General features: G+C 47.4%; 21 protein-coding genes. 1 reads left to right on the forward strand and 20 read right to left on the reverse strand.

Annotated features, from left to right (window positions below; translation table 11 throughout):
- Window positions 1-35 precede the first annotated feature (35 nt).
- The 11 genes from MHH76_RS13700 to rpsU form a co-directional block, all read right to left on the reverse strand.
- On the reverse strand, window positions 36-416 hold the full coding sequence (locus MHH76_RS13700; RefSeq protein WP_020452243.1) for a diacylglycerol kinase family protein: 381 nt from the start codon (window positions 414-416) through the stop codon (window positions 36-38).
- Window positions 394-870, reverse strand: a complete 477-nt coding sequence (ybeY, locus tag MHH76_RS13705) for an rRNA maturation RNase YbeY (protein WP_025811142.1) — start codon at window positions 868-870, stop codon at window positions 394-396. Before ybeY ends, MHH76_RS13700 begins: the two co-directional genes overlap by 23 nt.
- Window positions 867-2,921, reverse strand: a complete 2,055-nt coding sequence (locus MHH76_RS13710) for an HD family phosphohydrolase (RefSeq protein WP_228119640.1) — start codon at window positions 2,919-2,921, stop codon at window positions 867-869. The genes ybeY and MHH76_RS13710 overlap by 4 nt, the downstream gene beginning before the upstream one ends.
- Window positions 2,922-3,085: 164 nt before the next feature.
- The gene (locus MHH76_RS13715; RefSeq protein WP_017474322.1) at window positions 3,086-4,045 is read right to left on the reverse strand and encodes a PhoH family protein; all 960 of its coding nucleotides are present in this window, start codon (window positions 4,043-4,045) and stop codon (window positions 3,086-3,088) included.
- Complete coding sequence (gene yqfD, locus MHH76_RS13720; RefSeq protein WP_025811140.1) at window positions 4,042-5,238, reverse strand: sporulation protein YqfD; 1,197 nt, start codon at window positions 5,236-5,238, stop codon at window positions 4,042-4,044. The genes MHH76_RS13715 and yqfD overlap by 4 nt, the downstream gene beginning before the upstream one ends.
- A 17-nt stretch (window positions 5,239-5,255) precedes the next feature.
- Complete coding sequence (gene yqfC, locus MHH76_RS13725) at window positions 5,256-5,537, reverse strand: sporulation protein YqfC (protein WP_020452247.1); 282 nt, start codon at window positions 5,535-5,537, stop codon at window positions 5,256-5,258.
- Window positions 5,538-5,592: 55 nt separating this feature from the next.
- Entirely contained in the window at window positions 5,593-6,042 is a 450-nt protein-coding gene (locus tag MHH76_RS13730) for a hypothetical protein (protein ID WP_025811139.1), read from the reverse strand.
- Between the two features lie 29 nt (window positions 6,043-6,071).
- A complete protein-coding gene (floA, locus tag MHH76_RS13735; protein WP_020452249.1) occupies window positions 6,072-7,064 on the reverse strand; it encodes a flotillin-like protein FloA in 993 nt (330 codons plus the stop codon).
- 23 nt (window positions 7,065-7,087) lie between these two features.
- Window positions 7,088-8,407, reverse strand: a complete 1,320-nt coding sequence (locus MHH76_RS13740; protein ID WP_020452250.1) for a nodulation protein NfeD — start codon at window positions 8,405-8,407, stop codon at window positions 7,088-7,090.
- A 143-nt stretch (window positions 8,408-8,550) separates the two neighbouring features.
- The gene (locus MHH76_RS13745; RefSeq protein WP_023855244.1) at window positions 8,551-8,997 is read right to left on the reverse strand and encodes a GatB/YqeY domain-containing protein; all 447 of its coding nucleotides are present in this window, start codon (window positions 8,995-8,997) and stop codon (window positions 8,551-8,553) included.
- 14 nt (window positions 8,998-9,011) lie between these two features.
- Window positions 9,012-9,185 carry a 30S ribosomal protein S21 gene (gene rpsU, locus MHH76_RS13750; RefSeq protein ID WP_003183654.1) on the reverse strand — a complete coding sequence of 58 codons (174 nt, stop codon included), beginning with the start codon at window positions 9,183-9,185 and terminating at the stop codon, window positions 9,012-9,014.
- Window positions 9,186-9,370: 185 nt separating this feature from the next.
- Between rpsU and MHH76_RS13755 the strand changes: the two genes are divergently transcribed.
- On the forward strand, window positions 9,371-10,306 hold the full coding sequence (locus MHH76_RS13755; RefSeq protein WP_025811138.1) for a Na/Pi symporter: 936 nt from the start codon (window positions 9,371-9,373) through the stop codon (window positions 10,304-10,306).
- A gap of 18 nt (window positions 10,307-10,324) precedes the next feature.
- Here the strand turns inward: MHH76_RS13755 and deoC are convergent, their stop codons facing one another.
- From deoC to hemW, 9 genes are all read right to left on the reverse strand, one after another.
- On the reverse strand, window positions 10,325-10,996 hold the full coding sequence (deoC, locus tag MHH76_RS13760) for a deoxyribose-phosphate aldolase (protein ID WP_043054398.1): 672 nt from the start codon (window positions 10,994-10,996) through the stop codon (window positions 10,325-10,327).
- 89 nt (window positions 10,997-11,085) lie between these two features.
- Window positions 11,086-12,441: a tRNA (N(6)-L-threonylcarbamoyladenosine(37)-C(2))-methylthiotransferase MtaB gene (gene mtaB / locus MHH76_RS13765; RefSeq protein WP_020452255.1), complete on the reverse strand. Its 1,356-nt coding sequence runs from the start codon at window positions 12,439-12,441 to the stop codon at window positions 11,086-11,088.
- 2 nt (window positions 12,442-12,443) lie between these two features.
- Window positions 12,444-13,211 carry a 16S rRNA (uracil(1498)-N(3))-methyltransferase gene (locus MHH76_RS13770; protein WP_025811136.1) on the reverse strand — a complete coding sequence of 256 codons (768 nt, stop codon included), beginning with the start codon at window positions 13,209-13,211 and terminating at the stop codon, window positions 12,444-12,446.
- Between the two features lie 23 nt (window positions 13,212-13,234).
- Window positions 13,235-14,170 carry a 50S ribosomal protein L11 methyltransferase gene (gene prmA / locus MHH76_RS13775; protein ID WP_020452257.1) on the reverse strand — a complete coding sequence of 312 codons (936 nt, stop codon included), beginning with the start codon at window positions 14,168-14,170 and terminating at the stop codon, window positions 13,235-13,237.
- A 23-nt stretch (window positions 14,171-14,193) separates the two neighbouring features.
- On the reverse strand, window positions 14,194-15,321 hold the full coding sequence (gene dnaJ / locus MHH76_RS13780) for a molecular chaperone DnaJ (protein WP_020452258.1): 1,128 nt from the start codon (window positions 15,319-15,321) through the stop codon (window positions 14,194-14,196).
- Between the two features lie 182 nt (window positions 15,322-15,503).
- The gene (gene dnaK / locus MHH76_RS13785; RefSeq protein ID WP_025811135.1) at window positions 15,504-17,342 is read right to left on the reverse strand and encodes a molecular chaperone DnaK; all 1,839 of its coding nucleotides are present in this window, start codon (window positions 17,340-17,342) and stop codon (window positions 15,504-15,506) included.
- 23 nt (window positions 17,343-17,365) lie between these two features.
- The gene (gene grpE / locus MHH76_RS13790) at window positions 17,366-17,950 is read right to left on the reverse strand and encodes a nucleotide exchange factor GrpE (RefSeq protein WP_020452260.1); all 585 of its coding nucleotides are present in this window, start codon (window positions 17,948-17,950) and stop codon (window positions 17,366-17,368) included.
- Between the two features lie 79 nt (window positions 17,951-18,029).
- Window positions 18,030-19,061, reverse strand: coding sequence for a heat-inducible transcriptional repressor HrcA (hrcA, locus tag MHH76_RS13795; RefSeq protein ID WP_020452261.1), 1,032 nt, complete (start codon window positions 19,059-19,061; stop codon window positions 18,030-18,032).
- Window positions 19,062-19,141: 80 nt separating this feature from the next.
- Window positions 19,142-20,281, reverse strand: coding sequence for a radical SAM family heme chaperone HemW (gene hemW / locus MHH76_RS13800; protein WP_025811134.1), 1,140 nt, complete (start codon window positions 20,279-20,281; stop codon window positions 19,142-19,144).

The following is a 20,281-nucleotide window of genomic DNA, read 5'->3' on the forward strand; positions in this document are numbered from 1 at the left end:
TTTTGTAAGAATTGCGCACAATGAAAGGCACGGCATCAAAACAATTTTGACAAAAAGATGAGTAACCCAATCATACACGAAACGGCCGCAAACACGCAAACCGCCCCGGCCGCCGCGTCCTTTGCCGCCTTTGCAAGCGGGTGGTTCTCTTTTGTGAAAAGATCGATCGTATGCTCCACAGCCGTATTCATCAGCTCCAAGGCAAGCATTCCGCCGATCAGGATCAAGATGATGGACCATTCGATCAGAGTCAGCCTGAAGAAAAAGCCGCAGACGATCACAAGGATGGCGGCCCCGGAATGAATTCTAAAATTGCGCTCCGACATGAACGTCTTGACTATTCCTGTTAAGGCGTTTGAAAAACTCCATTTCAGACGGCGCCATTCATTTTGTTTATGAGGATCTTGAGAGCCCATATCGATTCAAAATGTCCTTTTGCTTAGTGAACATCTCTTTTTCCTCTTCTTCTGTCATATGGTCATAGCCGAGGAGGTGCAAGAAGCCGTGAACCGTCAGAAAACCCAGCTCCCTCATCAGTGAATGCCCGTATTCTTCGGCCTGTTCCCGTGCTTTATCAGCGCTGATGATGATATCTCCGAGAACGGGCGGCATGTCAGCGCCGATAATTTCAATCTCTCCTTCGCCGTCTTCTTCAAGGGCAAATGAAATGACATCAGTCGGATAATCTTTGCCTCTGTACTCTTTGTTGATTTTTTGGATCTCTTCATTGTTGACGATCGTAACCGAAACTTCGGCGCCGTCTGCGACGCCTTCCTCTGCCGCTGCGAATTGAAGAATTTTCTCAATTTCAGCAAGCTGGTCTTCAGGGACCCGTCCGATCTCGTCTGTGATATCTAGAATTAAACTCATGTGTGTTTCACCTTCTGTTTAGGATTAGCTTCCGGATATTCGATCCGGGAATGAAAAATGCCTTTCAGCGTTTCACAGAGCGTCTTCGCGATAATATTGAGCTCTTTTAAAGTTAAATCGCATTCGTCAAACTGCCCGTCCTGCAGCTTATCTGATATGATCCCGCGCACCAGCTTTTCAATCCTTTCGGGATTCGGGTTATGCATTGAGCGGACGGCTGCTTCGACACTGTCGGCCACCGAGATGATCGCCGCCTCTTTTGTCTGGGGCTTAGGGCCAGGATAGCGGAACTCTTCTTCAGTCGTCTGATCGCCTTTTTCTTTCGCCTTATAGTAAAAAAACTTGAGCAGCGATGTGCCGTGATGCTGTTCGGCGATGTCGACAAGCTCCTTCGGCATTTTATGATCCCTCAGCATATCGGCGCCGTCTGTTGCATGGGCAATGATGATGTTTTTGCTCAGCTGCGGAGAAAGCTTGTCATGCGGATTATCAATATTCATTTGGTTTTCTATAAAGTATTGGGGCCGCTTTGTCTTGCCGATATCATGGTAATAGGCTCCGACTCTTGCCAAAAGCCCGTTTGCTCCGACAGCTTCACATGCCGCCTCCGATAAGTTCGCGACCATAACGCTGTGATGGTATGTGCCGGGTGTTTCCGTCAGAATTTTGCGGAGCAGCGGATGATTCGGGTTTGAAAGCTCGAGAAGCTTCATCGTGGACAGAATCCCAAAGCCGCTTTCAAAAAACGGCATGAGCCCGAGAACAAGAACTGACGATCCGATGCCGGACACCGCTCCCATAACAAGGTATGTACCCATCTCAAGTCCGGTTTGCGCCGTGTTTTGAATCAGCTGCAGGGTAAACAGGACGACGATGTTGATCAGGGAGACAAACAAGCCGGCCTGGAGGATTTTCGCCCTCGCATTATGCTTCCCTAAAAATAGTATACCCGCCATCGAGCTGATCAAGAAATACGTTCCGATTCCATAGTTAAACGTGCCTGTCACACCCTGGTTAAACATCATGCTTCCGCAAATGGAAAGGATCATGCTCGACAGGATCGCCAGCCTTTCATTGATCAGCAGTTTAATGAGCATCACGCCCATCGCAATCGGCACGAGATAGCCGATATGGCCGATTTCAAGCTGCTGAAACAGGCTGATCACTTCCATGACGATTAAAACGATCGCTGTAATCAATGAAAACAGCATGAGCGACTTATTTTTCGGAATCCGGCTGCTGTACTGCCTTTCGAAATAGTAAACCAAAGCTGAGATGAAAAGCGCGATTAAAAGCAGCAGTCCGCCGACAGGCTTGAAAATGTTGGCTCCGCTTAAAAGTCCTGTCAGTTCAAGCTTTCGATAGACTTCCCTGTCGATCAGCTGATTTTCCTCAACAAGTATCTGCCCCTGCTTGATCTGCACCTGCTGCACGCTGTCAGCCGCTTCCTGACGCTTCTGCTCCGTCTTGTCAGGATCGTATACATAGTTGGGAATGATTGCAAAGCGTCCGATTTCATCGGCGGCGTTTTTTAATTTTGAAGGTATCGAATTACCCTTCAGCTCTTTCGTTACATGCTCTTTCGCTTCATCAAGCTTTCCGGCGCGGATTTCTTTGCTCATCACGTCATTGACGGCGGTGATGACCGAATCCTGTGTCATGGAAAGCTCTCCGTCGCTGGCCTTCAGCAGGTGTTTGATTGAATCCTGCGACAGCGAGTCCGTCACATCTGAAGTCAGCTTTTCTTCGACAGATTTGATCTGGTCTTTTTCAGATGGGGCCTGCTTGTCTTTTTTCTCTTGTTCTGCGCTTTCTTTTTTCACTTCTTTAATGATGTCGAAAATTGATGAGACAAGGTCAACCCTGTTGTCAGAGTACTCTTTTTTCAAGGTGTACTGGTCGGGAACTTCCTCTCTCGCTTCCTGCTTTTTATTAGCCGTTGCCTTTTGATCTTCGACTGTTGCCGGCGCATAGATCGTATTCTCGCTGATCGAAAATAAATCGAGGTCGAGGGACTCGGGCCTCACATGGAAAAACAGCAGGATGAACATTAGCGCGGATAAAGCCGCATAAAGAATGACGGGGAGGAAGCGGCCGTTTTCCAAGCGGATGGGCCGAAACTTTCCGTCTCTTTTTTTCTTTTTCAACAAAAGCACCTCTTTTCCCGCGGGAAACTAAAAAATGACCCGATAACGGGCGATCGGGCCATTCGGAATTATTTTGACTTTTCGTATGCTTCAATAATACGGGCGACAAGCGGATGTCTGACCACGTCCGTCTGATCCAGTTCAACAATTGAAATGCCTTCGATATCAAGGAGCATCTTTTTTGCAACGGCAAGCCCCGATGTGACGCCCTTCGGCAAATCGATTTGCGTAATGTCGCCTGTAATGACCATTTTAGAACCAAAACCCAATCTCGTCAAAAACATTTTCATTTGTGCCGGTGTCGTATTCTGCGCTTCATCCAAAATCACAAATGCGTCGTCGAGCGTCCGCCCCCTCATGTAAGCAAGCGGCGCGATTTCGATCGTTCCTCTTTCAAGCAGCCGTGCCGTATGGTCCGTTCCGAGCACGTCATGGAGCGCGTCATATAGCGGTCTTAAATAAGGGTCGACTTTCTCCTTTAAATCCCCCGGCAAAAACCCGAGGCTTTCCCCTGCTTCAACAGCTGGTCTTGTCAAAATGATTTTTTTGATGCGTCCGTTTTTCAGTTCATGAACGGCCTTTACGACAGCCAAATAGGTTTTCCCTGTTCCTGCAGGGCCGATGCCGAAGATTAAGTCGTGCCTTTTCATGGCGGCGATATATTCTCTTTGACCGATGGTTTTGACTCTGATCGGTTTTCCTTTGGCGTTTTTCGTAATTTCCTCTTCATACATGCTTTCAAAAAACTCAAGCTTCTGCTTTTTCGCCATCTTGATCGCATACAAGACATCGCGTTCTGATATCTCGATTCCTTTGCGGATGAGATTCAAGAGGGATGCAAGCAGGCTGTCCACGATTTCAAACGTTTCTTCGTCTCCGGTCACATAGACGGTTTCACCGCGCGTGACAATCGAAATGTTCAGCTCTTCCTCCATTAACTTCAAATGGGAATCCTGGTTCCCAAACAGCGCTTGAGCCTCGTTCGGACTTTCCAGTTGCTGATGAATCGCAAGTAAGTGTTCTGTCATTCTTTAGTCTCCTGAACAATTGGTGTTGTTTGAACAATGTCTTCAATAACCTGGTAAAGGATGATCAATTTAACTTTACCATTCTCACTCGTTTCGTGCAAAACTTTTTCACTAATAATGTTCCCGTCGCTCCCGATTTTTTTCCTGATGTCTCTTTTTCCCATTTCGACCCCTTCAAGGACCGCTTCTTTTTTCGAGTACACCCTTTTGATTTGTTCGCTCTCTCTCGTATGTTCCTTTTCATACGCGACAGGAAGCGTAAAATTCATAAAATGCAGCGAGTGTTTTTCGGTTTCTGTCTTCGGACGCGAGAACTCTTCTTTTTTAAAAGAAAAGCCCCAGACAGGCACAGAAAAAGAACCGAAGGATAGCTTGTGACTTGTCCTTACTTTACCCGTAAAAACGTCAAATGATGTCTCAAGAGGAACCGTTACCTTTGACTTGTACCAGGTTTCACCGTAGATTTTCCCTTTGGCTCCGACTTTTTGCTTTTCCTCTTCGCTCCCGATCAGTCCGGAAACAAGCATTTGCCCTTTTTCAACGTGCTGATTCACGGTGACGAGCGGCTCGCCTTTTTCCACGAACATTTTCGAGATGGTCGCCCCTTTTTTGGCGACGATGTGCCTCGGACCAATATATTTTTCTTTGTCAGGTTCATTTTTTTCAACCACTTTCATGTGAAGGGCCGTGCCGTTTAATTCAATGCCCACCCAGGTGATGTTTTCGACGCGCTTTGTAAGCGCCTGCTGAATTTTTTCCGGGGTCAGCATCGTAAACTGAAGGCGCCCTTTTTTGACGCCGATTTGATTCAAGTGCTGTCTGATTTGATGTTCTGTCTCCGGATTGGCTCCTGTTATGTCAATTTTCCAGAGCATGTTGGACAATAAAAACATGATGATAAAAAAAGCAGCAATTCCAATAGTGAAGCCGCTATTCCGTTTAGACTTCTGCACAAGGAAAGGGAAACCTTTTCGTCTGACGAAGCGGCACTTGCAGTCAAAATCCCTTATGACCCTCCGGAAGGCATGTACATCAGAAAGCGGAATATAAAGAAAGACAGCGTCTTTCTTTTTCTTAACATTAAACATCGGGATGCTGCGCCTGGTGCATTCATTTAATAATCGCTCGATCCCCTTTCCCGTTATCTCAAGCTGGATCTTTCCTGAAAAAAAAGAAAGCCATTTATTCTTCACGATTCTTTCCCCCCGACTTATGAATCGATATAGCGTACGAGCTCAATCGTGCCTTCAAGCAGAATTTCCTCAGGCAAAATCGTTTTGATGACAAAGTTTTTGCCTTGAATGATGCACTGCCCCTGTTTGAGCATCAGCCTTACTTCCGTATCGCTGAAAAGCAAAAGCCCTCTGTGGTTTTCAATATATATGTGAAGTCTTCCTATCATCGTGATCCTCGGAAGATCCATCATGACATCAGGGGGAATTTCCAATGTTCTTGTCAGCCACGCTTTGATGCGGTTTTTTCTTTGCGCCATAAAAAAAGAACCCCCTTTCATCTCATATGTATGAGTGATATGGGGGTTCTAATACTTAAATTTTAGGCCGGCGCCTCATTGTGTAATGCGGCTTTCTCGACCGCGGAGGGCCGAATACTTCGCTGAGTACAACGCCTTGGACAATCGTGTTTTTATTCATATCGAGCAGCTCTTGTTTCCGGTTGACCACCCGGCTGCTCTGCTTTTTAATGGCCCGTTCAACGGCCGGCATGGACCGCTCGGCATCCGCTTGTATTCTGCGGAGTTCTGCGGCCATATCTTCGCTTTTTGCAGCAGCCGCTGCTGCAGGCCGTTGTTGTTTGTTTTCTGCCGGCTGGCGCTGTGCCGTCTGCTTCGGCATCGTCTGCGTTTTCGGCCGTTCAGGCGCCGGTTTTCGCTTGGTTTCTTCATTTTCATCATTTTTTCCGAGCTTGTTGAATATGAAGGAGATGGCTGCGATGATGGCCGCCATGATAATCGGATTGTCGAACAGGATATCAAGCAATGAGCTCCCTCCTTTTTACAGGGGCTTGTTTATTTATGATCCTCTTCATTTTGGTCTTTCGTCATCTTTCCGAAAGAATCGCGCATGTCTGTGTCGGCGTCGATGTTTTTCATATTGAGGTAGTCCATGACTCCGATCTTTCCGCTGCGGAGAGCTTCAGACATCGCAAGCGGCACTTCGGCTTCTGCCTCGACGACTTTAGCACGCATTTCTTCGACGCGGGCGCGCATTTCCTGTTCTTGCGCAACCGCCATGGCTCGGCGTTCTTCCGCTTTCGCCTGGGCGATGTTTTTATCGGCTTCAGCCTGGTCGGTCTGCAGAATCGCTCCGATGTTTTTGCCGATGTCAACGTCAGCAATATCGATCGATAGAATTTCAAACGCTGTGCCTGAATCCAATCCTTTGCTCAAGACGGTTTGTGAAATCATATCCGGGTTCTCAAGCACTTTTTTATGATTATCGGAGGAACCGATTGTCGAAACGATCCCTTCGCCGACACGGGCAATGATTGTTTCTTCTCCCGCTCCCCCGACAAGGCGGTCGATGTTTGCGCGAACCGTGATTCTCGCTTTTGCTTTCACTTCGATACCATCCATTGCTACACCGGCAATAAACGGCGTTTCGATGACTTTCGGATTAACGCTCATTTGAACGGCTTCAAGCACGTCACGGCCTGCTAAATCGATGGCCGCACATCTGGCGAATGTGAGTTCAATGTTTGCACGCTGGGCAGCGATAAGCGCGTTGACAACCCGGTCAACATTCCCCCCTGCAAGATAGTGGCTTTCAAGCTGATTGATTGTAACATCAAGTCCCGCTTTATGCGCTTTGATCAGCGGGTTCACCACGCGGTTTGGAATGACGCGGCGGAGCCTCATTCCGATCAGTGTGAAAATGCTGATTTTAACACCAGCGGCCAAAGCCGAGATCCACAGCATGACCGGGACGAATGTAAAGAAGACAGCTAGTAAGATGATTCCGGCTGCTATAATTAGCAAAAGAAACAGTGTTGACGGATCCATAATATTCCTCCTAATAATATAATTTATAATTCTCTCACAACAATGCGTGAGCCTTCCACTTTAACTACTTTCACTTTCTTGTCCTTCGCGGTGAACGAGCCTTCAGATACGACATCAAGCCGTTCATCGCCGATGATGACCGTTCCGGACGGTCTGAGCGGTGTAAACGTGACGCCGGTTTTACCAATTAAATCGCGCCGGCTTTCATTTGACACATATCCGCTTTCCGTGCTTGTCGAGTCGGTTAAGATCAATTTTTTAAAAAATTTCATACGCTTCCCCAACACCCTTGTTAATAGAATGGATGCCGCTATAGAAACAGCAGTTGCAATCAAAATGGATACGGCCATGACCTTAAAGCTTCCCGATGCTAAAAAGAGGCTCGCAACAATCGCGATCAGACCGGCAATCCCTGCTATTCCGCCCGGCAAAAAAATCTCTAAAATGATTAAAATAATGCCTGCTGCAAACAGAAGGATCGTTTCCATTCCGGCAAGCCCGGCGACGAGATGACCGTAGAAAAAGAGCAGCAGCGCGGAGAGTCCCATAAAGCCGGGGATCCCAAAACCAGGCGAATAAAGCTCGACAATCAGCCCGAGACTTCCGATTGAAAGGAGAATCGGAATCACGACCGGATGCGTGATGAACCGGGCCACCTTTTCGGCGAAGCTCACCTCGGAACGCTCGATTTTGGCATCCTTCAAGTTCAGCTTTTTCAAAAGATCATCAAGGCTCGAAACTGTGCCTTCGGAATAGCCGACTTCCAGCGCTTTGTCAGGGCTTAATGTGAGCAGCTCGCCCTTCGGCGCCCCAACTTCTTTAGCATCGACATCCGCATCGGCCATCGCGAGAGCGTATTTCGGATCACGTCCGTTTTTTTTGGCTGCGTCTTCCATTTCAGCGAGCCACAGAGATTCCGACTTTTTATCAGCGGCATTTCCCTGCGTGTCAATGATCGCGGCAGCTCCCATTTTCCCGCCGGGCGCCATATAAATATCGTCTGCATTCAAGGCGAGGTAAGCGCCTGCGGACAGAGCCCTTCTATTCACATAAGCGGTCACCGGAATGTCGGAGTTATGTATCGTATCAGCCATGTCAAGGACTGCATCGACCGCTCCGCCGGGGGTATTGATATCGAGTATGATATGTTTGGCATTCATATCTTCCGCTTCTTGAAAAGAACGCTCAAGAAATTTTGAAAGCCCTTTTTCAACCGTTTCTTCGATCGGAATGACATACACTGTATCTCCATCCGCTTTCACGGTCAAATGAACGCCTAGTAATAAGAATAAAACAAAACCGCTGGCCAGAGCAACAAAAATTCTGAATTTTTTCAGCAGCAACGATGTCTGAGACCTCCTTCCCCTATTATCATTAACATTACATACGTTATAAATGTAGCAAAGGTTTCATCTTTCTACTACTTTTCTATTGTATGAACACGCACAAAAAAAGACGCCTTTAATTGCTTAAAGGCGTCTTTTTCTTAAGACAGTTGTTTGCTGACAAGCTTATTGACGAGACCGCCGTCCGCCTTGCCTTTGACTTTCGGCATGATAGCGCTCATCACTTTGCCCATATCCGCTTTTGAAGAGGCGCCGACTTCGGCGATCGTCTCATTGACGATGCCGAGCAGCTCTTCTTCCGTCAGCTGTTCAGGCATATAAGCTTCCAGAATGTCTAACTCTTTTTGAACTTTATCTACTAAATCTGAACGATTAGCGTTTGAAAATTCATGGAGGGAGTCTTTACGCTGTTTTAATTCACGAGAAAGAACAGTCAGTTCTTCATCATCGGTCAGCCTGTCTTTCTTAAGCTTGATTGCTTCGTTTTGAAGCGAAGCTTTGACCATGCGAATGACAGTCAGTTTGTCTTTCTCACGGTTTTTCATATAGAGCTTCATATCTTGATTCAGCCGCTCAAGAAGACTCATAAATCCACCCTCTTTTAGTATTTGCGCTTTCTTGCAGCTTCAGACTTTTTCTTGCGTCTTACGCTAGGTTTTTCATAAAATTCACGCTTTCTTGCTTCCTGCAAAGTACCTGTCTTTGATACACTGCGTTTGAAGCGACGAAGAGCATCTTCAAGCGATTCGTTTTTTCTAACGACCGTTTTTGACATTCTCTTTCCCTCCCTCCGAATACACCAATCGACTGCTTTAAAAAAAGACATACATATAAACATGTACTTTGACATTATAATATAAGCCTCCGGTAAGGTCAACCAAGGAGAATCGTTTTATTGTTCAGTCATGATTTCGGCAGCTTGTCTGTATATATTTATAAAGGAGGCTGTTCGAAAAACTGATGATAATCTTGATCTTATTCATATTATTGATCGTTCTTTTTCTCAAAGGCATGAGCATGCTGAGAAAAGGCTTGATTTCACTGACATTTGAAAAAATCGAAAAGCGGCTGCTGTTTTTCACGGATCATCCGGTGAAAGCCTTTTTGGTCAGCATTGTATTTACGGGGGTTTTGCAAAGCAGCTCGGCATTTATGGTGATCGTCATTGGCTTTGTCTCGGTAGGCGCCCTTTCATTTAAACGTTCGATTCCGCTCATTTTGGGAACAAACATCGGGTCCACCTTCACAACGGAATTTTTGGCGGTGAAGCTGGAATTTTTGATTTTTGCCCTCTTTGCCGCAGGTGCGGTTCTTTTCATGGCCGGAAAATCCCCTTTTCGGCAAGTGGGCGTAAGCATGATCGGCTTGGGTGTTATTTTTTTCTGTATCAGCGGCTTTAACCGGCTTGCCGTGCCGTTGTCACAGCTAGACTCGGGCGCTTATATTGTGCAGCTTGCTGAAAATTCACCGCTTTACGCCTTAATCATCGGCACGGTGTTGACCGCGATGATTCATTCCAGTTCGGCGTGTGTCGGCATCCTGATGAGCTTTATGGATCAAGGTGTCGTCGGTTTGACCGAAGCGATGAGCGTTGTTCTCGGCTCCAATATCGGGACATGCATCACAGCCGTGATGGCGTCCTTCAAAGGCGGAGCTGCGGCCAGGCAAACGGCTTATGCCCATGTGCTGTTTAATGTCATCGGTGTAGCAGCTGTATACCCCCTGCTCTCATCAATAACAGGCTTTATCTCCGGACTGTCTGAAAGCCCCGCTCAGCAGATTGCCCATTTCAGCCTGCTCTTCAACGTCGTCACATCCCTATTGTTTCTGCCGCTCTCAAATCTGTTTCATTCGCTGATCATGTTTCTCATTCCAAACAAAAACCAGGCCCGGTAAACGCCTGGTTTTTGTTGATTAGTAGTCTTCATCCGCTGTTAAGCCTTTGACAATCGACACGCCTGCGCTTGCTCCGATTCTCGTCGCTCCGGCTTCAACCATGGCAAGGGCGCTTTCCTTATCGCGGACGCCCCCTGATGCTTTAACGCCGATAACAGGTCCGACAGCTTCCCGCATCAGTTTTATATCCTGAACTGTCGCACCGCCGCCGGAAAAACCGGTCGATGTTTTGACAAAGTCGGCGCCGGCTTTTACGGCCAGTTCACAAGCGTGCCTTTTTTCTTCATCCGTCAACAGTGAGGTCTCTATGATGACTTTTACGAGAGCTTTGCCGTCTGCCGCGTCTGTCACCGCTCTGATGTCATGCTCCACGGTTCGGGTATCGCGGTCTTTTAATGCACCGATGTTGATCACCATATCAACTTCACCGGCCCCGTCTGCAATCGCCTGCCTGGTTTCAAAGGCTTTTGTTTCCGGAGACGCCGCACCTAAAGGAAAGCCGATAACCGTGCACACTTTCACTTCTGAATCTTTAAGAAGCTCGGCGCACAGCTTTACCCAGCAAGGGTTGACGCAAACGGAAGCAAAATCGTATACACGTGCTTCTTTGCAAAGCGCTTCGATTTCGGATGTGACAGCATCAGGCTTCAATAGCGTGTGATCGATCATTCGCGCAATTTGTTTTGTCATCGTCACGACTCCTTTTCAAGTGGTTGTCTTTTATGATATTCGCAAAAAAAGCCGGAACACCTTTTTCGTGAACCGGCTAAATTGATCATTTATGACGATAAGCGGATGTTTTCATGGACGTCGTCTTCGGCGACGCGGACGAACTGGCCTTTATTGTACGGATAGCCGGCTTTTAAGATCTTCACTTTAACAAGCTGGCCGATCAGGTCTTCGGAACCTTCGAAAACGACCTTCATATAGTTGTCCGTGTAGCCGACAAGCAGATTGTCTTCGCCCGTTTCCGTGAACGGCTCTTCCGGAATGATTTCCAGAACATCGCCTTCATAATCTGATGCGTATTCTTTCGCAAGCTGATCTGAAAGAGCGATCAGTTTGTGAACTCTTTCGTTTTTCACGTTCTCGTCAACCTGGCCATCCATGCGTGCTGCTGGAGTTCCGGTCCGTTTGCTGTACGGGAAGACGTGGAGCTCGGAAAACTTGTGTTCTTTAATAAAGTTGTACGTCTCCATGAATTCTTCTTCCGTTTCCCCCGGGAAGCCGACGATCACATCAGAAGTGACTGCGAGCCCCGGAAGAGCTTTTTTGAGTTTCGTCAGCCTGTCAGCGAAAAACTCCATCGTATACTTTCTTCTCATCCGTTTTAAAACGCTGTTTGAGCCGGATTGAAGCGGAATGTGAAGGTGTCTGACGATCTTGTCTGAGCGGTCAAGCACTTCAATCACTTCGTCTGTAATTTGGCTCGCTTCGATTGAAGAGATACGGATTCGTTTCAGACCTTTCACACGGCTGTCCAGTTCTTTCAACAGCTGTGCAAAGTTGTAGTCTTTCATATCTTCTCCATAACCGCCGGTGTGAATACCGGTTAAAACGATTTCTTTATAGCCGGCATCAACGAGCTGCTGCGCCTGGCGGATGACTTCCTCAGGGTCGCGGGAACGAAGCAGGCCGCGCGCCCACGGAATGATGCAGAATGTGCAGAAATTGTTGCAGCCTTCTTGAATTTTCAATGAAGCACGTGTTCTGTCGGTAAATGCAGGAACATCAAGCTCCTCAAACACTCTTGCTTTCATAATATTGCTGACGCCGTTAATCGGCTGTCTTTCTTCCTGGTACTGCTTAATATAGCCGAGCATTTTTTCACGGTCCTGCGTACCGACGACGATATCAACGCCCGGGATCGCCATGATTTCCGCCGGGGAAGTCTGGGCGTAGCACCCTGTCACACAAATGACGGCGTCAGGATTTTGGCGGATCGCCCGTCTGATCACCTGGCGGCTTTTTTTATCACCTGTATTTGTGACGGTGCATGTATTAATGACGTATACGTCCGCCGAACTTTCGAATTCTTTTCTTTCGTAGCCGGCTTCTTTGAAAAGCTGCCAAATTGCTTCTGTTTCATAATGGTTGACCTTGCAGCCAAGTGTATGAAATGCAACGGTTGCCATTGTTATTCACCTCTTAGTAACTCTGTATGATAAGAAACTGCCGCCAACGCGTACAGCGGAGCTGTTTCCGCCCTTAAGATCCGCGGACCGAGCCCGCAGGCGAGGGCTCCTTTTTCTTTAAGCGCCTCAATTTCATCTTCTGAAAATCCGCCTTCAGGACCAAACACCATGAGCACGGATGATCCTTCCGGCAGGCTTTTGAGCACGGATTGAAACCGGCTCGTCTCGCCTTGCTTTGATGACTCTTCGTATGCAACGACACATTTATCGAAGTCCTCAAGGCTCTCAAGCAAACGTTGAAACGTGTGAACCGGCGCCACATCGGGAATCGTGTTTCTGTGGGACTGTTCTGCGGCTTCCTTGGCGATTTTCGCCCACCTTTCCCGCTTTTTCTTTGCCTTTTTTTCATCAAGTTTAACAACGGAGCGTGATGCCTGAAAAGGAATAAACGAGCTTGCACCGAGCTCTGTCCCTTTTTGAATGATCCATTCCAGCTTATCTCCTTTTGGAAGGCCGTTTGCAATATGGATCTGGACGGGCAGTTCGCGTGTTTTCCCCGTCCATTCGATTACGCTCAATAAAACCTCTTCTTTTGTGACGGACTCGATCCGGCAGTTCGCTTCATGGCCGTCTTTTGCACAGCAAATGACCTCGTCTCCGGGAGACATCCTCATCACGGTCGCAATGTGATGAACGTCTTCGCCTTTGATCGAGAACACAGGTGCGGCCGTGACCTCTTGTTTTGATTGTTCGATAAAATATCGTTGCATACGCTTGTCACACCTACTAACGATTATTTTTCAGCGATGATGCTGACCCAGTCCTCCATTGAAAGAACCTCGACGATCGTAAAGCCTTCTTTCACCAGTGCATCTTTGACTTCCTGTTTTTTCTGCTGAATGATTCCCGAAGTAATGAAATAACCGCCGTCTTTCAACAGGCTGTATGCCTGATCCGTAAAGCGCAAGATGACCTCGGCCAGGATGTTGGCGACGATGACGTCTTTTTCCCCTTCGACGCCGTCAAGCAGATTATTTTGCTTGATCTCGATATGATCGCTGACTTTATTGAGCTTGGAGTTCAAGCGGGCGCTTTCCACGGCTACAGGATCGAGATCATATCCTTCAACCTGTTTGGCGCGAAGCATGGCTGATGCAATGCTCAAAATGCCTGTTCCCGTTCCGACATCCACGACCGAATCCCCTTCTTTCACATACCTTTCGAGCGCCTGTATGCAAAGTACGGTTGTCGGGTGTGTGCCTGTTCCGAACGCCATTCCCGGGTCCATCTCGATGATGAGCTCATCCGTATGAACCGGTGTGTACTCTTCCCATGTCGGAACAATCGTAAACTTCTCGGAAATTTTTACGGGATGATAATATTTTTTCCATGCTGTCGCCCATTCTTCTTCGTTAACCTCGCTGATGGTGATTTTGTTCCGTCCGAGGTCAATATCATACAGCAGCAGATTATTGATGGTTTCCTTGATTCCTTCTACGGTCTCTCCCAAAAAGCTGTTGATCGGGAGATACGCTTTAATGATGACTCCTTCATCAGGGTAATCATTGGGGTCGAGCTGGTAGATTTCTCCGTATACATTCTCACGCTCTTTAATTAAATCAAGCGGATCTTCAATTACGACTCCACTCGCACCAGCTTCATGCAAAATATTCGAGATGGGCTCAACCGCTTCATGTGTCGTGTGAATGCAGATTTCGGACCATTTCATACTACCAACTCCTCATCCAATCATTAATCGCCTTTAAAGGCGCGCTTTACTTTATCGAAAAAACTCATTTCCTGTTCATCCGGCATATTTCCGCTCACTTCTGCAAATTCGCGGAGAATATTTTTCTGGTTTTCTGTTAAATTCGTCGGTGTCACGACGCGGACGACGATGTGCTGATCGCCTTGACCGTACCCGCGTACGTTGGCAACGCCTTTTCCTTTTAAACGGAACTTGGTGCCTGTCTGCGTGCCCGCCGGCACTTTTAATTTTACTTTACCGTGAAGAGTAGGCACTTCGATTTCGTCCCCGAGCGCAGCCTGTGCAAATGTCAGCGGCATTTCGCAGTAAATATCGTCGCCATCGCGCTCGAAAAATTCGTGTTCTTGGACGCGGAAAACGACGAATAAGTCACCTGACGGACCGCCGTTGATCCCCGGTTCACCCTGTCCGGATACTCGAAGCTGCTGGCCGTCATCCACACCCGCCGGGATGGTGACATTGATTTTCTTGCGTTTTTTCACTTTTCCTGTACCGCCGCAAGTTGAACATTTGTGTTTAATTTGCTTACCCGTTCCATTACAGTAATGACATACTCTTCTGTTGACAACTTTTCCGAACGGAGTCGACTGCTCCATGTTCAGCTGGCCAGAGCCGCCGCAGTGTGAACATGTTTCCGGCTTTGTTCCCGGTTTCGCGCCTGAGCCGCTGCATGTTTCACATGTTTCTTCACGCGGAATTTCGATCGTCGTCTCTTTTCCGAAGGCCGCTTCTTCAAATGACAGTGTCATCGTATACTGCAGATCGGCGCCCTGCCTCGGGGCATTCGGGTCTCTCCGCCTTGCGCCGCCTCCGAAAATGCTTGAGAAAATATCGTCAAACCCAAAGCCGCCGAAGTCGCCGCCGCCGAAACCTCCGCCGCCAAATCCCTGATTTGGATCGGTGTGGCCAAACTGGTCGTAATGGGCCCGTTTTTGGTCATCAGAAAGTGTTTCATAGGCTTCTTTGACTTCTTTGAATTTTTCATCCGCTCCGGCTTCTTTGTTGATGTCCGGGTGATATTTTTTAGAAAGCTTGCGGTAAGCTTTTTTAATCTCATCTTTAGAAGCGCTCTTACCTACCCCAAGCACCTCATAGTAATCACGCTTACTCATCTCTTCACACTCCCGATTTTCTCACATAAATTAGATTGTATCATTTCAAATTATGTTTTTTCAATTCCTTTTGTCCTTTAGGAAGAAAAAAGTCAAAGTCAAGAGATCCTGACTTTGACTTTCATCGCCTGTAAGGTCATGTGCTGTGCAAACCGGGGTAAGCACAGCACATTTTATTTCAATTATTTTTGATCTTTGTCGTCGTTTACTTCTTCATATTCAGCGTCAACGACATTGTCGTCGGCTTTTTTAGCGCCGGCGCCGCCGTCTTGCTGAGCCTGAGCCTGTTTTGCAGCTTCTTCGTAAAGCTTCATTGAAAGCTCTTGGACGATCGCTTGCAGCTCATCTTTTTTCGCCTTGATTTCATCAAGGTCATTTTTCTCGATCGCAGCTTTTAACGCGTCTTTTGCATCATTCGCTTTTTTCACTTGCGCTTCATCGGCTTTGCCTTCAAGATCTTTCAGCGTTTTTTCAGTTGTGAAGACAAGCTGATCCGCTTCGTTGCGAAGCTCGATTTCTTCTTTTTTCTTCTCATCCGCTTCGGCGTTTTCTTCAGCTTCTTTCACCATGCGTTCGATTTCCTCGTCAGAAAGACCTGAAGAAGATTTGATCGTGATGTTTTGCTCTTTGCCGGTACCCAGATCTTTCGCGCTGACGTTGACGATACCATTCTTATCGATGTCAAATGACACTTCGATTTGCGGTACGCCGCGAGGAGCCGGCGGAATATCTGTAAGCTGGAAGCGTCCGAGCGTTTTGTTGTCGGCAGCCATCGGGCGCTCACCTTGGAGCACGTGGATGTCAACCGCTGTTTGGTTGTCAGCCGCTGTTGAGAACACTTGGGACTTGCTTGTCGGGATTGTCGTGTTGCGGTCAATCAGCTTCGTGAACACGCCGCCCATTGTTTCGATACCAAGTGACAGCGGAGTTACGTCCAGAAGGACAACATCTTTGACATCGCCTGTGATGACGCCGCCTTGAATGGCTGCACCAAGGGCTACGACTTCGTCAGGGTTGACGCCTTTATGCGCTTCTTTTCCAGTTTCTTTTTTGATCGCTTCCTGAACGGCAGGAATACGTGTTGATCCGCCGACAAGAATTACTTTGTCGATTTCGCTTGCAGAAAGCCCCGCATCTTGAAGAGCCTGGCGGACTGGACCCATTGTGCGCTCTACCAAGTGTGAAGACAGCTCTTCAAACTTCGCGCGGGTCAGTGTCAATTCAAGGTGCAGCGGACCTGCGTCACCGGCTGTGATAAACGGCAGCGAAATTTGCGTAGAAGATACGCCGGAAAGGTCTTTTTTCGCTTTCTCAGCCGCATCTTTTAAGCGCTGAAGCGCCATTTTATCTTTAGAAAGATCAATGCCGTTTTCTTTCTTGAATTCTGAGACGAGATGATCGATGATCACTTGGTCAAAGTCGTCTCCTCCAAGGCGGTTGTCACCCGCTGTAGAACGAACTTCGAATACGCCGTCTCCCAATTCAAGGATGGAAACGTCGAATGTACCGCCGCCAAGGTCGTAGACGAGGATCGTCTGATCTTCTTCCGTCTTATCCAGACCGTATGCAAGCGCAGCTGCAGTCGGCTCGTTGATGATCCGCTCAACTTCAAGTCCGGCGATTTTACCGGCATCCTTTGTCGCTTGACGTTCTGCATCATTGAAGTATGCAGGAACTGTGATTACGGCTTTAGATACAGTTTCGCCTAAATAGCTTTCAGCATATGATTTCAAATGCTGAAGGATGATGGCAGACACTTCTTGCGGCGTGTACTTTTTGCCTTCGATTTCAACTGTATAGTCCGTGCCCATGTGGCGCTTGACCGACATGATCGTGTTCGGATTCGTGATGGACTGGCGTTTCGCCACTTCACCCACCTGGCGCTCTCCGTTTTTAAATGCAACAACCGAAGGAGTCGTGCGGGCCCCTTCTGGATTTGGGATGACTTTCGGCTCTCCGCCTTCAAGCACTGCAACGCATGAGTTCGTTGTTCCCAAGTCGATTCCGATTACTTTGCTCATGATTTTTACCTCCTGCTATGTAGTTATTGGTTGACTTTTACCATAGAAGGACGGATCACCCGGTCCTTAAGTTTATAGCCTTTTTGCAGTTCCTCAACGACTGCGTTTGATTCGTACGCTTCATCCTCGACCTGCATAACAGCCTGGTGCATGTTCGGGTCAAATTGCTCTCCGACTGAAGGAATCTGTTCAACTCCTTCATTTTTAAGAGCCTCCAAAATTTGACGGTGCACCATTTCCATCCCTTGAAGCAGGCTTTTCGTCTGCTCGTTGTCAGGATCGATCTGTAGCGCGCGTTCAAAGTTGTCAAGCGCCGGCAGCAAATCGCTGATGATGCGCTGGGAACGGTACTTTTCAGCAGCCTCAAGGTCAAGGCGTGCGCGTCGTTTGTAGTTTTCAAAGTCCGCCTGAACACGTAAAAGTTTATTTTCTTTTTCTTCAAGACGTTCTTGAAGTTCTTTGAGTTGTTTTTCAAGCATTTCTGTTTGCGTGTCTTCTGCCGGGGCATCAGCTTCAGCAGCCGTTTGTTCGGCTTCGGCTGTCTCCGCTTCTGTCTCGTTCAGTTCCTCTTGTTCGTTTAGCTCTTCAGTTTGTTTTTCTTCTGCCATCTGTGTTCACCTCCCTTAAAGGATGAGTTTCATGATAAAGAAGGGATTTCTCCCTTCTGTTTTGTTTTCAGGTACTGCCTTACCCATCATACAAACTTGTCAACGCTTTTGACAAGTCAGATGATACGTGCTGAAGCAAACCGACGACGCGGGAGTAGTCCATGCGCGTCGGCCCGATGACCGCGATGGAGCCGATCTGTTTTGAACCGACCGTGTATGTCGCGGTAATCAGGCTGCAGTTTTCCATTTCTTCATAGTCGTTTTCCTTGCCGATTTTAATGGTAATTCCGGACTCAGTCGACTGAAAGAGCCGGAGAAGCTCCTGTTCTTTCTCAATGAGCGACAATAGCGATTTCACTCTGTCAATATCGTGAAATTCGGGCTGATTCAGCATATTAATCTTGCCGCCGAAAAACAGCCGGTCGGTTTGAACAGATGAATCCAGCGTTGCGCCGAGCCCGTGTAAAATCGTATCGTAATTTTGGATATGCGACTTTAAGAAGATGACGACCTCTTTGAAAATCCTGTCTTTCAGCTCTGAGATCGGCACGCCTCTAAGGCGTTCATTTAATATATTCACCAGCTTTTCGAGATCGGAAAGATTGACCTCCGCCGGAAAGTTGATCGTTTTATTCTCGACATGGCCGGTATTCGTTACTAGAATGGCAACGGCCTTCTTAGGCTGAATCGGCACAATCTGGATCTGTTTGAGATGATTTTCGCTCAGTCTCGGACCGAGGACAATCGATGTATAATTTGTCAGATCAGACAGCACTTGAGCCGACTTCTGCACCGCTTTTTCGAGTTCAAAGATTTTTTCTTTGAAAACCGAATGAATAATGTTCAAGTCCGTTTTTGACAGCTTTCCGGGTGAAAGCAGATGATCGACATAATAGCGATAGCCTTTTTCAGAAGGAATCCGGCCTGAAGATGAGTGGGTTTTTTCAATAAAACCGAGCTCTTCCAAGTCAGCCATTTCGTTTCTGATCGTTGCTGAGCTGAATGTGATATCTTCCTTTTTGGAAAGCGTTCTTGATCCTACCGGCTGAGCTGAACGAATGAAATCGTTGACGATAACCTGCAAGATTAACAGCTGACGATTTGTTAACATCCATATCACCCCTGTTAGCACTCGACACAACTGAGTGCTAATTGTATATCAAAATTACCAAACCAAAATCAAAATGTCAATTATAACTCACCCAGGAATGCTTGAAACACTTCATTCCCTAACAGTTTTCCATTATGTGTTAAAAATACGTTGTTGCTCGTGTTCACAATCAGCCCTGTTTCTTCCAGCGAACGGAGCACTTTCGGGAAGAGATCGTCAACAGTTCTTCCGTATTTTTGGAAAAAGTGTTCTTTGTCTACTCCCGCGGTTTTTCGAAGACCGAGAAACATTTCTTCTTCAATCTGTTCATTTTTTGTAACCCTGTGTTTTTCTTTATAAGGAAAACCTGACTGCTCAATCAGGTCGATATAATGTTTAACAGGGCCGGCATTTACCGTTCTTTCACCATTGATATAGCCGTGCGCGCCCGCGCCCAAACCGAAATACTCCTCATTGTTCCAATATGTGAGGTTATGTTTGCTCTCATATCCTTTTTTGGCGTAGTTGCTGATTTCGTATTGGCCGATGCCCGCTTCTTCCATTTTCCGCATCACAAGTTCGTACATTTCTGCTTCCTGATCCTGCGGAGGCAGGTGAAGCCGGCCCTTTTTCATCAAGTTATAAAAAACGGTTTTCGGCTCGACGATCAGCGAGTAGACCGAATAATGTTCAGCCCCGAGGGCAAGCGCCGTATCGAGCGATGAAGCGAAGTGGCCGATGGTTTGTCCTGGCAGACCGAACATCAGGTCAAGGCTGATATTATCGAACCCCGCGTTTCGCGCTCTTTCAAAGGAAACGAGTACGTCTTTTTGCTCGTGGACTCTGCCGATTTTTTTTAGCAGCTCGTCTTCAAACGTCTGTACGCCAAAGCTCAGCCTGTCTACACCGGCGGCTTTTAAAACCTCCAGCTTTTCAGCCGATAAATCGTCGGGATTGGCTTCCACTGCAAATTCGGCAAGGCTTTCGGACGGTTTCAAAACGCGATGAATGGAATCAAGAAGCCGCTCAAGCTGCGCTTCCGACAGCGATGTCGGCGTTCCTCCCCCGATAAAGATCGTTTTCAGCTCCGGATGTCCGGCCGCTTCCATTGAATTGGCCATTTCCTTCTCTAAAGAACGCAAATATTCATCAACAGGCTGAGATTGAATAAAAAACTTGTTGAAGTCGCAATAATGGCAAATGTGCTCGCAAAACGGAATATGGATATATGCTGCTTTCAT

This window comes from Bacillus sp. FSL L8-0193 (genome assembly GCF_037976065.1).
Taxonomy (GTDB): Bacteria; Bacillota; Bacilli; order Bacillales; family Bacillaceae; genus Bacillus; species Bacillus paralicheniformis.

Excerpts from the sequence above, each read along its gene's own strand:
- dnaK (WP_025811135.1), bottom strand. The coding sequence starts at position 17,342 with ATGAGCAAAGTAATCGGAATCGACTTGGGAACAACGAACTCATGCGTT.
- hemW (WP_025811134.1), bottom strand. The coding sequence starts at position 20,281 with ATGAAAGCAGCATATATCCATATTCCGTTTTGCGAGCACATTTGCCAT.
- floA (WP_020452249.1), bottom strand. The coding sequence starts at position 7,064 with ATGGATCCGTCAACACTGTTTCTTTTGCTAATTATAGCAGCCGGAATC.
- MHH76_RS13700 (WP_020452243.1), bottom strand. The coding sequence starts at position 416 with ATGGGCTCTCAAGATCCTCATAAACAAAATGAATGGCGCCGTCTGAAA.
- rpsU (WP_003183654.1), bottom strand. The coding sequence starts at position 9,185 with ATGTCAAAAACGGTCGTTAGAAAAAACGAATCGCTTGAAGATGCTCTT.
- MHH76_RS13710 (WP_228119640.1), bottom strand. The coding sequence starts at position 2,921 with ATGTTCATCCTGCTGTTTTTCCATGTGAGGCCCGAGTCCCTCGACCTC.
- MHH76_RS13745 (WP_023855244.1), bottom strand. The coding sequence starts at position 8,997 with ATGAGTCTTCTTGAGCGGCTGAATCAAGATATGAAGCTCTATATGAAA.
- deoC (WP_043054398.1), bottom strand. The coding sequence starts at position 10,996 with ATGACAAAACAAATTGCGCGAATGATCGATCACACGCTATTGAAGCCT.
- MHH76_RS13770 (WP_025811136.1), bottom strand. The coding sequence starts at position 13,211 with ATGCAACGATATTTTATCGAACAATCAAAACAAGAGGTCACGGCCGCA.
- prmA (WP_020452257.1), bottom strand. The coding sequence starts at position 14,170 with ATGAAATGGTCCGAAATCTGCATTCACACGACACATGAAGCGGTTGAG.
- ybeY (WP_025811142.1), bottom strand. The coding sequence starts at position 870 with ATGAGTTTAATTCTAGATATCACAGACGAGATCGGACGGGTCCCTGAA.
- MHH76_RS13715 (WP_017474322.1), bottom strand. The coding sequence starts at position 4,045 with ATGACAGAACACTTACTTGCGATTCATCAGCAACTGGAAAGTCCGAAC.
- yqfC (WP_020452247.1), bottom strand. The coding sequence starts at position 5,537 with ATGGCGCAAAGAAAAAACCGCATCAAAGCGTGGCTGACAAGAACATTG.
- hrcA (WP_020452261.1), bottom strand. The coding sequence starts at position 19,061 with ATGTTAACAAATCGTCAGCTGTTAATCTTGCAGGTTATCGTCAACGAT.
- mtaB (WP_020452255.1), bottom strand. The coding sequence starts at position 12,441 with ATGGCAACCGTTGCATTTCATACACTTGGCTGCAAGGTCAACCATTAT.
- MHH76_RS13755 (WP_025811138.1), top strand. The coding sequence starts at position 9,371 with ATGATAATCTTGATCTTATTCATATTATTGATCGTTCTTTTTCTCAAA.
- grpE (WP_020452260.1), bottom strand. The coding sequence starts at position 17,950 with ATGGCAGAAGAAAAACAAACTGAAGAGCTAAACGAACAAGAGGAACTG.
- dnaJ (WP_020452258.1), bottom strand. The coding sequence starts at position 15,321 with ATGAGTAAGCGTGATTACTATGAGGTGCTTGGGGTAGGTAAGAGCGCT.